This is a genomic window from Winogradskya consettensis, assembly GCF_018332715.1.
GTDB lineage: Bacteria > Actinomycetota > Actinomycetes > Mycobacteriales > Micromonosporaceae > Actinoplanes > Actinoplanes consettensis.
Map to the genome: position 1 here is coordinate 606,260 of NZ_BOQP01000008.1, position 15,009 is coordinate 621,268.

13 protein-coding genes are annotated in these 15,009 nt (G+C 70.5%); 2 read left to right on the forward strand and 11 right to left on the reverse strand.

From position 1 onward, the window contains the following. Positions 1-66 precede the first annotated feature (66 nt). The 9 genes from Aco04nite_RS11405 to Aco04nite_RS11445 form a co-directional block, all read right to left on the reverse strand. The gene (locus Aco04nite_RS11405; RefSeq protein ID WP_212997159.1) at positions 67-1,137 is read right to left on the reverse strand and encodes a polyprenyl synthetase family protein; all 1,071 of its coding nucleotides are present in this window, start codon (positions 1,135-1,137) and stop codon (positions 67-69) included. Positions 1,138-1,222: 85 nt separating this feature from the next. After that, complete coding sequence (locus Aco04nite_RS11410; protein WP_212997160.1) at positions 1,223-2,590, reverse strand: alkaline phosphatase family protein; 1,368 nt, start codon at positions 2,588-2,590, stop codon at positions 1,223-1,225. After that, on the reverse strand, positions 2,587-3,738 hold the full coding sequence (eboE, locus tag Aco04nite_RS11415) for a metabolite traffic protein EboE (RefSeq protein ID WP_212997161.1): 1,152 nt from the start codon (positions 3,736-3,738) through the stop codon (positions 2,587-2,589). Before eboE ends, Aco04nite_RS11410 begins: the two co-directional genes overlap by 4 nt. After that, positions 3,738-4,589: a TatD family hydrolase gene (locus tag Aco04nite_RS11420; RefSeq protein WP_212997162.1), complete on the reverse strand. Its 852-nt coding sequence runs from the start codon at positions 4,587-4,589 to the stop codon at positions 3,738-3,740. Before Aco04nite_RS11420 ends, eboE begins: the two co-directional genes overlap by 1 nt. Then, positions 4,589-5,209, reverse strand: coding sequence for an EboA domain-containing protein (locus tag Aco04nite_RS11425; RefSeq protein WP_212997163.1), 621 nt, complete (start codon positions 5,207-5,209; stop codon positions 4,589-4,591). The genes Aco04nite_RS11420 and Aco04nite_RS11425 overlap by 1 nt, the downstream gene beginning before the upstream one ends. Then, on the reverse strand, positions 5,206-5,982 hold the full coding sequence (locus Aco04nite_RS11430; protein ID WP_244875891.1) for a sugar phosphate isomerase/epimerase family protein: 777 nt from the start codon (positions 5,980-5,982) through the stop codon (positions 5,206-5,208). The genes Aco04nite_RS11425 and Aco04nite_RS11430 overlap by 4 nt, the downstream gene beginning before the upstream one ends. Before the next feature lie 137 nt (positions 5,983-6,119). Next, positions 6,120-6,968 (reverse strand): SCO3242 family prenyltransferase, encoded by an 849-nt coding sequence (locus tag Aco04nite_RS11435; protein ID WP_244875892.1) that lies wholly within the window; start codon positions 6,966-6,968, stop codon positions 6,120-6,122. 5 nt (positions 6,969-6,973) lie between these two features. After that, positions 6,974-8,380, reverse strand: coding sequence for an inositol-3-phosphate synthase (locus Aco04nite_RS11440; protein WP_212997166.1), 1,407 nt, complete (start codon positions 8,378-8,380; stop codon positions 6,974-6,976). A 506-nt stretch (positions 8,381-8,886) separates the two neighbouring features. Then, positions 8,887-10,335 (reverse strand): serine/threonine-protein kinase, encoded by a 1,449-nt coding sequence (locus tag Aco04nite_RS11445; protein WP_212997167.1) that lies wholly within the window; start codon positions 10,333-10,335, stop codon positions 8,887-8,889. A gap of 219 nt (positions 10,336-10,554) precedes the next feature. Between Aco04nite_RS11445 and Aco04nite_RS11450 the strand changes: the two genes are divergently transcribed. Together Aco04nite_RS11450 and Aco04nite_RS11455 are read left to right on the forward strand one after the other, a co-directional pair. Continuing rightward, a complete protein-coding gene (locus Aco04nite_RS11450; protein ID WP_212997168.1) occupies positions 10,555-11,487 on the forward strand; it encodes a glycosyltransferase family 2 protein in 933 nt (310 codons plus the stop codon). Between the two features lie 22 nt (positions 11,488-11,509). Then, positions 11,510-12,670, forward strand: a complete 1,161-nt coding sequence (locus Aco04nite_RS11455; protein ID WP_212997169.1) for a glycosyltransferase — start codon at positions 11,510-11,512, stop codon at positions 12,668-12,670. Here Aco04nite_RS11455 and Aco04nite_RS11460 read toward each other — a convergent pair. Beyond that, positions 12,585-14,051, reverse strand: coding sequence for a hypothetical protein (locus Aco04nite_RS11460; RefSeq protein ID WP_212997170.1), 1,467 nt, complete (start codon positions 14,049-14,051; stop codon positions 12,585-12,587). The two genes, Aco04nite_RS11455 and Aco04nite_RS11460, sit on opposite strands and share 86 nt — an antisense overlap. Before the next feature lie 53 nt (positions 14,052-14,104). Next, positions 14,105-14,953, reverse strand: a complete 849-nt coding sequence (locus Aco04nite_RS11465; RefSeq protein WP_212997171.1) for a hypothetical protein — start codon at positions 14,951-14,953, stop codon at positions 14,105-14,107. Positions 14,954-15,009: the final 56 nt, after the last annotated feature.

Sequence of the window (15,009 nt, forward strand, 5' to 3'; positions counted from 1 at the left end):
ACCACCACGTGGTCGGCCCCGACCCGCAGGCTCTCGGTGAGCGACCGCCGGCTCAGCATCCCGGCCTCAGTGGTCACGGGCGATGACCGACGAGGCCAGGCCGGTCAGGGCGGCGCGGGCCTCGTCGGTGAGCGGCGCCTCGGCCAGCGCGGCGGTCGCCTCGGCGGCCCGGCGGCGGATGAGGTCCTCGATGTCCTCGCGGGCGCCCGTGACGGTGATGATGTCGCGCAGCTCCGCGGCTCCGGTGTCGTCCAGCGAGGCTGTGCCGAAGAGTTCGCGGATGCGGGCGGCCTGCGTACGTGAGGCTCGGTCTCGGGCCATGGCCACCATGACGGTGGGTTTGCCTTCGCGGAGGTCGTCGATGACCGGTTTGCCGGTTCGGGCAGGGTCGCCAAAGACGCCGAGGACGTCGTCGCGCAACTGGAAGGCGTCGCCGAGGGGGTCGCCGAAGGCTTGCAGGGCGGCGTGCAGGGCCGGGCCGCCGTCCGCGAGGGCGGCGCCGATCTGCAGGGGGCGGGTGACCGTGTAGCGGGCGGCTTTCATGCGGATCACGGTGAGGGCGCCTGCCACCGAGCCTTCGCCGACGCCGGAGACCAGGTCGAGGTACTGGCCGGCGATGACCTCGGTGCGCATGACGGTGAAGAGTTCGTAGCCGCGGTGGATCCCCTCGATGGGCAGGCCGGACTCGTGGAACAGGTGATCCGCCCACGCGGCGCAGAGGTCACCGCAGAGCAGGGCGGCGCTGTTGCCGTACCGGACGGCTTCGCCTTTCCAGGAGTGGCGGGTGTGGACGTCGGCGAAGTGGCGGTGGACGGTCGGGTGGCCGCGGCGCAGGCTGCTGCCGTCCATGATGTCGTCGTGGATGAGGGCGAAGGCGTGGAAGAGTTCGAGGGCGGCCGCGGCGGTGACGATCGGCTCGCCGTCGGGGCGGCCCGCGCCGCGCCAGCCCCAGTAGCAGAACATCGGGCGCAGGCGTTTGCCGTCGGCGAGCACGAAGCGCCGCACGGCGTCCAGGACACCCCGCGGGGTGCCATCAGGCCAGTGCGGTCGCTGTTTGTCCAGGTACGCGATGAGCGCCGCCTCGCATCGGCGCGCCAGCCCCGCCGCGTCGGTCTCCAGCGCGATCTCAACGGTCATGCTGTGCCTTCCTTACGCATGCCCTCATGGCCCTCGCCCTCACGGCCGTTCGCCGCCGACGGGCCGCGTGGCTCGGTGCAATCGGTCATGCGAGGTCCGCCAGCCGTAGGAGCAGGTCCTTCACCTCGGTGGCGGCGAACGAGTCACGGGCGGCGGCCGCGTCGGTGCAGAGCAGGACGGGTGCGTCGAGGGGGTCGGTCGGGAGGCGGCCGTGCGAGCCCCGGACCGCTGCGGCGCCGGCGTCCAGGCCGACGACGTTCATCAGGTAGCGCAGGCCGATCTTCTTGCGGAGCAGGGCGAGACCCGCACGCCCCTTGGCAGCGCCGGGCCCGGCGGGGTCGAAGAAGAGCTCCGCGGGGTCGTAGCCGGGTTTGCGGTGGATCTCCACGAGGCGCGCGAAGTCGGGTGCGCGGGCGTCGTCGAGCCAGTAGTAGTAGGTGAACCACGCGTCCGGCTCGGCGATCAGGACGAGGTCCCCCGATCGCTCGTGGCCGAGCCCTGCCTGCTCCGATTTGTCCAGCACGGATTCCACGCCGGGCAGGTCGGCGCAGAGCTTGGCGACTTGCGAGATATCGGCTTTGTCGCGAACGTACACGTGGGCCACCTGGTGATCAGCCACTGCGAAGGCGCGCGAGACCCACGGGTCGAGATACTCCATCCCCGCTTGCGTGTACACCTCGAGGTGGCCGGAACGCCGCAGGGCACGGTTGATGTCCACCGGCCGGCTGACATCCGTGATCCCGTATTCCGACAGCACGACAACCGTCGCGTCACGAGCAGCGGCCGCGTCCAGCACCGGAGCGAGGACGGCGTCCAGCGCTGCCGCCGCCGCGGCGGCCTCGGGACCCGACGGGCCGTAGCGCTGCAGGTCGTAGTCGAGGTGGGGAACGTACACGAGGGTCAGATCGGGGTTGTGGTCCTGCATGATCTGCACGGCAGCCCGGCAGATCCACTCCGAGGACGGCATCCCCGCGTTCGCGCCCCAGTAACTGAACAGCGGGAACGGCCCGAGCCGGGTGACCAGTTCATCGTGCAGGGACGGCGGGTACGTGTAGCAGTCCGGATCCTTGCGCCCGTCCGCGTGGTAGATCGGCCGTGGGGTGACCGTCCAGTCGACGGCCGCGCCCATGGCGTACCACCAGCAGATGTTGGCCACCGTGTAGCCGGGCCGGACCGCCCGGGCCGCGTCCCACAGCTTCTCCCCGCCGACCAGCGCGTTGTGCTGGCGCCAGAGGAGGACCTCGCCCAGCTCGCGGAAGTACCAGCCGTTGCCGACGATCCCGTGCTCGGCGGGCAGCACCCCGGTCAGGAACGTCGACTGCACCGAGCATGTCACCGCGGGCAGCACCGTGCCCAGCGACGCCCGGAACCCGCCGAGACGCGACAACCGCGGCATGTGCCGCAGCAGCCGGGGCGTCAGACCGACGACGTCGAGCACGACCACCGGCTTCATGACGGCACCCCCTGCGTGACGGCGAGACCCAGCGCGGTGAGCTGCGCGCGGGCGAAGAACAGCTCGGACGCGATCCCGTTGGCAAGCTCAGCGGGTCCGTCCGGGCGCGAGGCGGGGGGCAGGACATTCCACGTGTACGTCTCCACATCGAAGTGGTCGCACAGCGCCGTGTCACCGCCGGCAATCTCGCGTAAAGCGTCGGCCAGCACCCCGACCGTGGTGCGCAACGGAGGAACGGGTGGCTGGTGCAACGGCACGTGGTAATGAATTCGCCACGGTTGTTCGTCCGCTCCGGGCGTACACAAGGCTTCGTCCAGATCGTCGGCCGACAGGCCGTGCGGCCCCCGGGTCTGATGCAGGAACCGGCGCTCGGCGTATTCGCTCAGCACCACCGCGTCGCGGTGCGGATCCTCGCTCACCAGCGCCGCGGAGATCTGGGTCTTCACGATCGGGATGCCGGCCTCGCGCAGCCGGCCCACCGCCTCGGCGGGTTCCTCCCACGCGCAGGCGAGATGGGCCAGGTCGAGACACACGCCCAGCACCTCGGTGTCGGCCTCACCCAGCAGCGCGACGGCCTCCGCGGTCGTCTCGACGATGCATCCCGGCTCCGGCTCGAACGCCACCCGCACCGGTCGCGGCAACTGGTGCAACTGCCGGGCCAGCTCGTCAAGGGCACGACGGCACGCCGACGCCCGCGCGGCGTCCCACGGGTCACGCCAGGCCAGCGGCAGGGTCGACACCGATCCCCGCACGGCATCCGCGGGCAACAGATCAGTCAAGATCTTCGCCAGATCCATGGTGTACGCCAACCGCTGCGGCGTCGTCCAATCCGGCTGGTACACCGCGTACTTCACCACGGGCGCCTGGAAGGACTGATAGGGGAACCCGTTCAGGGTCACCACCTCGAGCCCCCGCGCCGTCAGCGCACCGCGCAACCGCTGCCGCGCGGCCCCGTCCGAGGCGAGCCCCGCAGCGACCGGAGCCGCCAGCCACAATCCCAGACCCAGGACATCGGCCCCGAGGCGTTCCCTGATCGGTACGGCGTACGTGTCGAGCTGTTCGAGAATGCCCGCCAGATCCTCGGCGGCATGCACGTTCGTACAGTAGGAAAGGTGCACGACCTGACCATCCGGATGCCGCAACCGCATCAGCTACCACCCCGCTTGACCGAACTCCCCGCGAACGTGGCCTCCGGCTCCGGCAACTCGGACAGGTCAAGACGCCCCGACTGCGCGTAGAACTCGATCGGATTGCGCCACAACACCCTGTCGACGTCATCGGCGCTGAACCCGGCATCGAGCATCGCCTGCCCGGTCGCCACGGTCAGCAACGGATCCGAATGCCCCCAGTCCGCCGCGGAATTCACCAGCACGCGTTCGATGCCGTACTCCTGGAGAATCGACACCATCCTCGGCGGCGACATCTTCGTCTCCGGATAGATGGAGAACCCCGTCCAGCACCCGCTGTCCTTCACCGCCGCCACGGTCACCTCGTTGAGATGATCGACCGCAACCCTTCCGGGCTCGATCCCCGACGCGGCAACCACATCGAGCGTCCGTCGCGTCCCGGCAGCCTTGTCGCGGTGCGGCGTGTGGACCAGCGCCGGCAACCCGAACTCACGCGCCAGGTCCAGCTGGGCGGCGAAAGCCTCGTCCTCCGCGGGTGTCATCGAGTCGTACCCGATCTCCCCGACCGCGACGACCCCGTCCTTCTCCAGGTAATGCGGAAGCAGATCGAGCACCCCTTTGCAGCGCGGATCGTTGGCTTCCTTCGGGTTCAGCGCGAGCGTCGCATGATGCCGCACCCCGTACTGCGAAGCCCGGTACGGCTCCCACCCCAGCAACGAATCGAAATAGTCACCGAACGACCCGGGATTCGTCCGCGGCTGCCCGAGCCAGAAAGCGGGCTCCACCACCGAGCGCACCCCGGCCGCCGCCATCCGCCGATAATCATCAGTCGTACGAGAGGTCATGTGGATGTGCGGATCAAAAACGCGCATCAGCCCTCCTCGGCCTTGAATCCCTTTGCCAGCGACCGGCGATTGAGCAGGGCAAGTGCGTCAGCCGGCATTCGCCGCCCCGCCGCGGCCCGCTCCCTGGCCAGACCGCCGAGCATCTCCGCGAGCGGCTGATCGGCCCGTTCCCCGAGCCGGTCGACAACGCTCAGCGGCACCTCCATGAACACGCACTTCACCACTCCCTGCCGCCACACCGCGGCGTCGAGAAGAGCGGCACAAGGCCCGAGAGCAGCGGCGACAAGACGTTTGTCATTGGTCCGCAGGGCGTCCTCGATGAGCGGGACGCCCGCTTCCCCGAGGGTCAGATGCTCCAGCGCGTGCAGCACCGCCAGCCGCTCAGCGGGATCGCCGCGCCAATAGAGCTCGGCAACCCGCACTTCCCGCTGCTCGGCCGCTATTGCCAGCAGCAGGAGTACCCGCCCGGCCTGGCCCGCGGTCCACGCAGGATGATCCGGCAACTGCCGGCGACCGAGCATCCGCCCGGCCCTGGCGAAAAGCTGACCGATGGCATCCGGATCGGCGCGCACCCTGGCCTCGGCCTCAGCGAACCAGCCATTCTCCGGCACGCCCCCGAGCAGGGTCCGCAGCGTTTCGGGGGTCACAGCCCGCCCTCCTTCTCCGCGGCGCGCAAAAAGGCCAGCGACTCGCGGGCAATCGTCGGAGCGGCATGCGAATGCCGGGGCAGCTCCACCGCGACCAGCCCCCGATAACCACCGTCGCGCAACGCCCGCAGCACCGGCGGGAACTCGATCTCACCGGTCCCGAACTCCAGATGCTCGTGCACCCCGCGCCGCATGTCATCGATCTGCACGTTCACCAGATAGGGCGCGGCAGCAGCGACACAGTCGGCTACCGGCTGCGGCTCGTTCGCCCGGCAATGCCCGACATCCAGCGTCAACCCGAACCCGTCCGGCGCCCCCATCGCCTCCCGCAACCTGCGCCACCCCGCCAGATCCGCGACCAGCATCCCCGGCTCAGGCTCGAATCCCACAGGTACGCCGGCCGCCTCCGCAACCACCGTGATGTCCGCACACCCGTCGACGAGCCGCTCCCACGCCGTACGCTCATCAACCCCGGCCGGCACAATCCCGGACCAGAACGAGACCGCCTCGGCACCGAGATCCGCCCCGATCGCCACCGCCCGGCGCAGAAAGTCCAGCCGGTGCTCACGATCGTCGTGCAGCAGCGTCGGCGCATGCTTACGCCACGGATCCAGCAGGAACCGGGCCCCGGTCTCAATCACGACGCCGAGCTCCCGCTCCCGCAGGAAATCGGCCACCTGAGCGACCTCCCGGCCCAGCCCCGCACCGTACGGATCGAGATGATCGTGGTCGAGCGTCAGCGCCACCCCCGCGTACCCACAATCAGCAATCACCGCGAGCGCATCCCGCAGCCGATGATTGGCAAACCCGTTCGTCCCATACCCGAACCGCAGCCCGCCCCCGGCGGCACTCCCGCTCGCTTGCCGGACACCCGCTACGTCAGCCGCCGCCTGCCCTGTTCCACCCGCGGTCATGTCGGGGAGATCCTGCGGGCGAGCAGCCGGCCGGCGGGGGCTGCGGCGGCGACGGCAAGGGCGGTGAGGGTCCGGCCCGAGCGGGCGATCAGGGCACCTTGCAGGGCGGGCAACGCGGTGATGCCCGCCCCGACGGCTGCCCGGACCCCGGACGCGGACGGATCGGCGAACAGCCGCAGCTGAGCGCGACCGTAGGTGGTGGCGTACTCCCCCGCCAGCATCGCCGTCACCGCGCCACCCCCGGCCGTCGCGGCCACCGTGACCCCCGCCGTGGTGGCGAGCGTCGCCGCGGGCAGGGAGACAGGAACCCTCCCCGAAACCTCACGGCGTGACAGGCTCGTAACGGTGTACGTGTGGACTGCTATCGCCGTGGCGGCGGGCAATGCGCGTACGGCGCGACCCGGGCTTGCCCCGAGCAGCACATCGAGCGCGCGGCACGCGGCCATGCCCACCGGCCCGGCCGCGGTGTTCTTCAGCCGCAGGTCATAAGCCCAGACCGCGGCGGCAAGCGGCCCCGCGACCGACAGCGCGCGCCCACCCCCGGCCCGTCCCGCCACTGCCAGCCCAGCCGCGGTGAGTCCCACGGCAACCCCCAGCGCCACATTCGGCGAGATCCGCCCGGAGGGAATCGGCCGCTCGGGACGCTCCACGGCATCAAGCTCCCGATCGGCCCAGTCGTTCGCCGCCATCCCCGCCCAGTAAAGAAGAACGGAAGCAGAAGCAAGCCCGGCACTCCCCCGCCCGACCACCCCGGCCGCCGCCGCCCCCGCCACCACATCCCCCGGCACCGACAACGCCGCCGGCGCCCGAACCAACTCCGCCAGCGCCCGCAACCTCGCCGTCACGGCACTCATTCGCGCGGCCCGGAATCACTCAGCCCAGCCAGGCCCCCGCCTGTCTCCCGCTCACCGACCACGTCCTCACCGGCTCCGGCTCCGGCCGCTTCGTGCAACGCCGGCCTGCTCACGGCCGCTTCGTTCCTCGCCGGCTCACTCACCACCGCTTCGCGCGGGGCCGGCTTACTCACCGCGGCATCGCGCGGGGCCGACTTACTCACCGCGGCATCGTGCAGGCCCGGCTTACTCACCGCGGCATCGCGCGGGGCCGGCTTACTCACCGCGGCTTCGTGCAGGCCCGTTACGAACGTCGCGAGGGCGGCGTACTGGTCGGAGAGCGCGGACGGCCCGTCACCGAGCGGATCCTTGAAGAAGAAACCGAGTTCCGGCAACGCCCCGCGCCGGCCCGCATGATGGGCGGCGGCGGTGAGCCGGGCCAGGTCGAGAACGAGCGGGGCGGCCAGCGCGGAGTCGCATCCGTGCCAGGTGAACTCCATCCGCATCGCGGTGCCCAGGAACCCGGAGAAGGTCACCAGATCCCACGCCGTCTTGAAGTCCCCGATCTCCGCGACGTAGTCGATCCGGCTGGTCCCCTCGGGCTGGTAACCGAGCGCGTCCCCGAGCACCCGCTGCTTGCTGGCCACCTTCGCCGCGTTCGCAGCCGGATCGGCCAGGTTCGCCCCGTCGCCCCCGCCGAGCAGGTTGATCCCCGACCAGCTCGTCACCCGCAGATGCCGCAGCGCGAACATCGGCGCGAGCACCGACTTGACCAGCGTCTCCCCGGTCTTCCCGTCATTACCCGCATAGGGAATCCCTTCCCGCCGCGCCAACTCGTCCAGCGCCGGTATCCGCGCCCCGGTCGACGGCGTAAAGTCCACAAAGGAACAACCAGCCCGAAACGCAGCGTACGCAGCCAGCGCACTCGCCGGGATCACGCAATCCGACCCACTCAGAGCTGCTTCCAGCGCCTCGAGTGTGGCGTGCGCGGGGTGCGGTTCGCAGATCGGCTCCGTCGTGGCGACATCAACCACCACAACCCGGTCGAGTGAGTGCCGTTCACGAAAGCTCCGCAGATCAGCACCGATCAGCGCAGCAACCTCCGCCTGACTGGCACCACCCGGAAGCGGCCGCAACTCCCGCTCGATCCCGGCCAGCTCCCCACCCAGCGCCGCCACGAGCCGCCCAGGCACAACCCCGGCGGCAGCAAGCGCATCAGCCTTCTTGACCAGCGGCAACGTGACCACGTCATGCCCGCCGATGACAATGTCGGCCCACCCGGAGAACGCCGCCCCCCGCATCTGAGGAAGCTCGGTGACACACCCAGCCGGCTCCACCAACCGCGCCCGCAACGCCGCCGCCCCCACCGTCGCGGTAACGGCAACAGACCCCCGAGCCCCGATGAACCAGATTCCGGTACGCATGCAGCATCCTCCCGGGGTCCACAGTCACGTAACACTTTGTGTCGCCTGTGTTACGTGAAGCGACGCTAACCCAGCCCCCAGGAAAAAGAAAAGCCTCGATCTATAGAAACTTTCCCCCTCGCGAGAAGGAACTTTCTGCAACACCCACAAAAGTCCCCGCTGAACCGCCCCTGAGCCCAACCACCGCGCAGCTCCACCCGGCCACACTCACACTCGCCAGCGCGACGTCGAGACACCCCACCCACCCGAGCTCACCCACCCGACCGACCCCACGGGCCCAGGCTGAACTCACACGCCAGGCCGAATCCCCAGGCCGGCCCGAGCCACACGCCCAACCGACTCCGCGGGCCGCCCCGAGCCCACACGCCCAACCGACTCCGCGGCCCCGGGCTGAACTCACACAGCCGACCGAGCCCACGGGCCCCGGCTGAGTTCACGCGGCCGGCCGAGGCTCCTGACCCCTTGAGCTGTCGCCGCCCGCCCCGCCCCGCCCCGCCCGGCACGACCTACCGAACCGATCTCCCCACTGTTCCACCCCGGCCGCTCCCACCCACCGCCGCAGAACTCGCCAACGGCACGAACAGAAGCGCCGCGGCCAGCGCCAAACTCGCAGCAGCCGCACCCACAGCCGCCCGCCGAACCGAACCAGCCCTCACCCGCACCCCGCTGCGCTCCCTCGATCCGCCGCGGCCGTCGGACGCCGCTTTCGCCGGGAGCGCGGAAAGCTTCTGCTGGCCGGTCTTTGTCAGCTCACGCATCCCATCCCAGCCGGACCGCTCAGCGTCGCGCAACAGGTGCGTCCGGTGCGTCCCATCCGCGCCGGACCGCTCAGCGTCGCGCAACAGGTGCGTCCGGTGCGTCCCATCCGACTCCCCCAGAACGCGGGTGCCATCCGGCTCGTTGAGATGCCCCCGCTGCAGTGCCGCGCATGCAACGGCTACAACCGGCATGATCTTGGTCGTCGATCCGGCGCGACTCGCGCTCCCGGCGGCCTCGACGGAGACCGCCTGGGTGGTGGACCTGGCATGCATCGCGTACGTGCTGCGGGGCATCGCGACCGCAGCAGAGGCGTCCTGAGCTTTCCACCGGCGGAAGCGGGGCGGCGAACCCTTGCGCGAGCCCCGGGAAGTCTGGCGTGGGACCCGCGGCAGTAGCCCGCATGCTTCGCCCAGAGTCTGTGCGACCTCGTCAGCCGTGGGCCGGTCACCGGGAAGCTTGGCGAGACAGCGGCGCAGCACATCGGTGACCACCCGGGGAAGGCCATTGATCGCCGGGAGAGGTGCGGGCTCCGCGTTGAGGTGAGCCCTGACCATCTCGGTCACGGTTGTGGCCTGCCACGGCATACGTCCGGCCAGAGCGCGGTAGAGCAGCAGTCCCAGCCCGTACACATCTGTGGCAGGGCGCACCGGGCCGCCGTCGAGCCGTTCGGGGGCCAGGTAGGCCGGCGTGCCGAGCAGTTCACCCCCGGTCTCGTCCGCTGAGCCGACCGCCGCGGAGATTCCGAAGTCGACGAGTTTGATGCCGTCGCTGGTCACCATGATGTTGCCGGGCTTGACGTCACGATGCACGATGTTGCTGGCGTGGGCGGCGGCGAGCGCCGCAGCGACCTGGGCACAGATCCGCACTGCCGCGTGCCAGGGCAGGGGTCCGTCCGCGAGGACCTCGGTGAGCGTCCGGCCCTCCACCAGCTCCATCACGACATACGGGACCGGGAGCTCACCGGGCAGCCCCGGCACCTCGCCGTAGTCGTAGATCTCCACGATGTGCGGGTGCTGCAACCCGGCGGCCGCCCGGGCCTCGAGGCGGATCCGTTCGAGATGCGCCGGGTCGGGGGCCGCGACAGCGGAGAGCACTTTTACCGCTACGTCACGCGCCAGGATTTCGTCGTAGGCGCGCCAGACGACGGCAGTGCCGCCGACACCGAGCCGCTCGCGCAGCTGGAACCGATCTTTCACGGAGCCGCCTTGCCCGTGGAACCCGTGCGGGAAACCCGATAGTGATCGAAATCCGCGATTTAGCCGGAATTTCGTCCCGGAGCATTCCCCTGAGCAGGCAGGATCGGCGGCACGCACGAGGCTCCCGGCTCCGAGCGACCTTACATTTATCGATGCGCATGCCAACCGCCGCCTGCTGTTCAGAGAACGGTCGCCGGCGGCCCCTACCGTTGCCGCGTCATGGACACCCCCGCCGAGGTGAGCGTGGTCATTCCGACCCGCAACCGTCCGGACCTGCTGACCCGTGCCGTCCGCAGCGTCCTCGCCCAGACCGTCCCGGAGCTTGAGGTCGTCGTCGTCATCGACGGCCCTGATGAGGTCACCACCAAAGCGCTCGCCGAGATCGGCGACCCCCGCGTCCGCACGGTCCCCCTGGCGGAGAAGGGAGGCGCCCCGAACGCCCGCAACATGGGTGTCCAGGCTGCAAGCGCACCCTGGGTCGCGTTGCTCGACGACGACGACGAGTGGCTGCCGCAAAAACTCGCCGTCCAGCTCGCGCTCGCGACCCACGCCGATGTGCCCCGCCCGATCGTGGCGACGCGGCTGCTCAACCGCACGCCGCGGGCGGAGTTCGTCATGCCGCGCCGGCTGCCGGCCGAGGGTGAGCACCTGAGCGAGTACTTCACCGTGCGTAAGGGCCTCTTCCACGGCGAGGGCTTCATCCAGACCTCGACCATTCTGGCGCCGACGGAGTTGCTGCGCGAGGTGCCCTTCACCGTGGGGCTGCGGCGTCAGCAGGAGCTCGACTGGACGCTGCGGGCCATTCGCGCCGAGGGAACGGGCCTGGTCATGGCCGACGAGGCGCTGGTCATCTGGCACCAGGACGAGGACCGCGAGCGCATCAGCCTGCAGATGCCGTACGAATCCCAGCTCGCCTGGCTGCGGGCCAGCAGGGAACTGTTCACGCCCCGGGCCTACGCGGCCTTCACGCTGAGCGTCCTGAGCTCGATGGCGGCGCCGACCCGCAGCCTGACGGTCTTCCGGGAACTGCTCACCGAGGCCAGGGGGCACGGCCGCCCCGGCGCCGTCGACTGCCTCACCCACCTGCAGATCTGGGCACTCCCCCCGCACGTACGCCACGTCCTGCGCGACAAGGTGCTGGGCCGACGGTGACCGGAAAGGTGCAGAACCGAGCATGAGCAGGGTCGTCGTCTGGCGCAGCGCGATGCTGCCCGCCTCCGAGACGTTCGTACGCGCCCAGGCCGCCGCGTTGACGCGCTGGGAGTCGCGCTTCCTCGGCGCGTTCCGCGTCTCCTCCGTGCTCACGAGGGAGGACGACGTCATCGTGTTCCCGCCGGGCTTCCTGCGGCTGCGACTGACCGGACGTTCTCCCCGGTTGCTCCGGGCACTGCGTGACCTGGGCCCGGACCTCGTCCACGCCCACTTCGGCGGTGACGGGTGGCTGATCAGCGCGACGGCCGTTGCCCTGGGGGTGCCGCTGATCGTCACGCTGCACGGGCACGACGTGACACGCCAGCCGTACGCGAAGGGGTTGAAGGGCATCCGGCACCGCCGCAACCTCCGGACCGTCCTGCGACGCGCTGCGGTCGTCCTCGCTGTCTCCGGCCCGGTCCGGGACAGGGCGATCGAGCTGGGGGCGGATCCGGCGAAGATACGCGTCCACCACACCGGCGTCACCATCCCCGCCTCGTCCGAGGCCGGGCCGAAACAGTGGGACATCGTCTTCGTCGGGCGCCTCGTCGAGAAGAAAGGGCTCGACGACCTGATCGCGGCGACGGCCACCCTCAAGGATCTGGCCCCCAGCGTGCTGATCGTGGGCGATGGCCCGTGCGAGGCGGCTCTGCGGGCGCAGGCGAAGGCGTCAGGCGTCGATGCGACGTTCGCCGGCGCCCAGGACCATGCGACCGCATGCCTGAGCATGGCCGGGGGCAGGATCTTCGCCTCGCCGTCGCGCACCGCGGCGGACGGTGACGCTGAAGGACTCCCGACGACGATCCTGGAGGCGCAGGCGCTCGGCGTCCCCGTGGTGTCGACGGTCCACAGCGGCATCCCCGAAGCAGTGTCGCACGGCGTAACCGGCCTGCTGGGCGCTGAGGGTGATCGGAACGCGCTCGCCGCCCACCTCCGCAGCCTGCTGACCGACGAGGAACTGCGGGCGCGGATGGGCCGGCAGGCTCGCGCCCACGTCGAGGCCCATTTCGACCTCGCCGCCCAGACCGCACGCCTCGAAACCCTGTACGACGACATGATCAGCCACGCCGGCGCAGCACCCGCCGGGCGGCGCGGACGCCACCCACGAACGCCTGCCCCGCCCGTGCCGGGCCTTTCCCGCTGAGCAGTTCCACCATGCGCTGCGCGCCGCGCAGGTCGGCCTCCCGCGCGGTCAGTTCGGCCTCGAAGAACGCCGCCTGAGCGCGCGCCTCGGCGAGCTCCCGGGTGAGGCGTTCCCGATCGGCCACGAGCTCCGCGAACGGCAGGCGGCGCAGTTCCGACACGTCCAGGTCGCCGGAGCGGGACCCGGCACCAGACGCCAGAGAGGTGTCACCGAGGGCGGATCCGGCACCATACGCCGGGCCGATCTCGCCGCCGGCGGGCACGGCACCGGACGCCGGGTCGATGTCGCGCCCCGCCATCCCGGCGAGGGTCCGCGTCAGGTCGTCCGCCCCGGTGACCGCGGGCCACGGGTGGGGAAGACTGCCCCGGAGCAGCCGGACGGCGAGCGCACGGAGCGCTCTCCCGGGGTCGCCCGGCGCCGCCAGCGGTGAGAGCACCCCATCGAGCCCGCTGATGATCTGGTCGGCCGGGACTCCCGCGTTCTCGCCGCTCTGCCAGTCGGCGAGCAGCGCCCGCAGCACCGGCAGGTCCTGCCTGGCTGCCGCGTGGACGAGGCGCCGCTCGAGAGTCGGCCCGGAGACCGCCCGCTGCGGGCCGCACGTGATGTCGGGCAGTGACTCCTCGTCACGGGCCGCCACCACGATCCATGCCGGGGCGAGAACCGGCCCGATCCCGCACCGCAGGCTCTCGATCGCCAGCTCCGCCGGGTCGGCTGTCATGTCGTCCGTACCCGGGAATGCCCGCGCCAGCCCCGACTCGGCGACACCGCTCTGATCCTTCTCGTCCAGGATCAACTCCGGCGCTTCCAACCCGGGGTAGACGGAATAGACACGGCCCACAGCCCCGACTGCTTCCCGAATTGCGTCCGGGTTCACCGGACGGGTCTCGTCAGGCACCGGGGTCCATTCGGCGTCGGTCCGGCGGCTGCGGGGCGCTGCCAGTCGGTGCACGCCCAACGGATTCTCGACGCCGACGACGAGGACACCGCCGGGTTCGAGCGCGTTCTTCAGCATGGCGAGTATCTGGGCCCAGGTGAGCCCGTCCGTCTCTGCGGTATCCAGCACCTCGAGCCCGGCGAGCGCAATGATCGTGTCGAAGGTCCCCTCGGCGCTCAGCGTCGCCGGGCTGCCGCACAGCACCGTGCGACCTTCCCTGCCCGCCAGAAGCTCGGCGTCCTTCACGCCCCGGACCAGCACCGTCACCTCCTGCAAGACATCGAGAAGCTCAGCCGCATGGGGGCCGGCAACCAGGGTGCGACCCCTGGCGGCGGCAAGGAACGGCTCCAGCGCAGCGCCACGGGCGGGGCCGGGCCCGTGGTCGCCGTCGAGGTCCGACCAGACCAGCATCTCGTCGCCGACGAACCGGACGCCTGCGGTCTCCACTGATGTCTCCCTGTCTTCGTCTGCCTGCAATGTCTGTTGCTCTGCTCTTCCGATCACAGCGCGTTTTCCCTCACCCTGGCCGCCGCTCGCGTCCACCGGAACAACTGCCGCAGCTCAGCCGGGGGCGCCATCCGATCGGCGCCGAGCTCGTTCACCGCGGCGGCATGGGCCTGGGCGATGTCGATCTGCTCGCCGTGCAACCCGGACCATTGCCGGCGGATCCTGGCCTGGCCCCCATGGGTCGGGTCCTCGTTCTCGAGGACCATCGGATCGCCGTAGACGGCCGGTTCACAGCCCGCGAGAATCCCGTACCAGACAGCACTGCTGAGCCGGTTGGACGCAACGCGCCGGTGCTGCCGCAGCTCGGTGAGCTGACGGTCGAGGAATTCCGGGTCTCCCGCCTGATGCGCGTTGCCCCGGTAACCGTGACAGATCACCCGGAACCCGGCGCGTTCGTAGCGGCGTCGCACATCCGCTGTCCAGAACTCCTGCCAGTAAAGACAGACCGTGACCGGACCGGTCTCGGTGTGCTTGATCCGGTCGATCAGCCGAGCGTGATCGCCGCGCACGTGCTGGCCTTCCCAGCCGTGAAACGGATACCAGATGGTGCCCTCCCGTGCCGGGGCCGCCGGCGGCTCGGGCCGGAGCCGGAGCAGGTAGGCCCACGGCGCCCCCACCACGTATGTCTCGCGGCGGCCCATGGACCAGGCCCGGCGACGGACGCGCTCGGACCACAGGAACAGCGGGACCCCCGCGACATACTCGTGGTCGGCCGCCATCCCGTCCCCGATGTTCCAGCCGTGCTGCAGGTAGCCATGGATCCGGGGAGGCTGCTCGCCCGGCACGCCGCAGTAGCGTGCCAGGACGGCGGAATGGCCGTAATAGTCGTTGGCCCGATGCACCGGGGGATTCTCGCCTGTATCCGGCAATGGCGGCCACGACCTCGCGGACTGTTCCG

What these genes read in the sequence shown, in the direction of transcription:
- Aco04nite_RS11405 (WP_212997159.1), bottom strand. Translation starts at nt 1,137, where the DNA reads ATGACCGTTGAGATCGCGCTGGAGACCGACGCGGCGGGGCTGGCGCGC.
- Aco04nite_RS11410 (WP_212997160.1), bottom strand. Translation starts at nt 2,590, where the DNA reads ATGAAGCCGGTGGTCGTGCTCGACGTCGTCGGTCTGACGCCCCGGCTG.
- Aco04nite_RS11420 (WP_212997162.1), bottom strand. Translation starts at nt 4,589, where the DNA reads ATGCGCGTTTTTGATCCGCACATCCACATGACCTCTCGTACGACTGAT.
- Aco04nite_RS11440 (WP_212997166.1), bottom strand. Translation starts at nt 8,380, where the DNA reads ATGCGTACCGGAATCTGGTTCATCGGGGCTCGGGGGTCTGTTGCCGTT.
- Aco04nite_RS11455 (WP_212997169.1), top strand. Translation starts at nt 11,510, where the DNA reads ATGAGCAGGGTCGTCGTCTGGCGCAGCGCGATGCTGCCCGCCTCCGAG.
- eboE (WP_212997161.1), bottom strand. Translation starts at nt 3,738, where the DNA reads ATGCGGTTGCGGCATCCGGATGGTCAGGTCGTGCACCTTTCCTACTGT.
- Aco04nite_RS11450 (WP_212997168.1), top strand. Translation starts at nt 10,555, where the DNA reads ATGGACACCCCCGCCGAGGTGAGCGTGGTCATTCCGACCCGCAACCGT.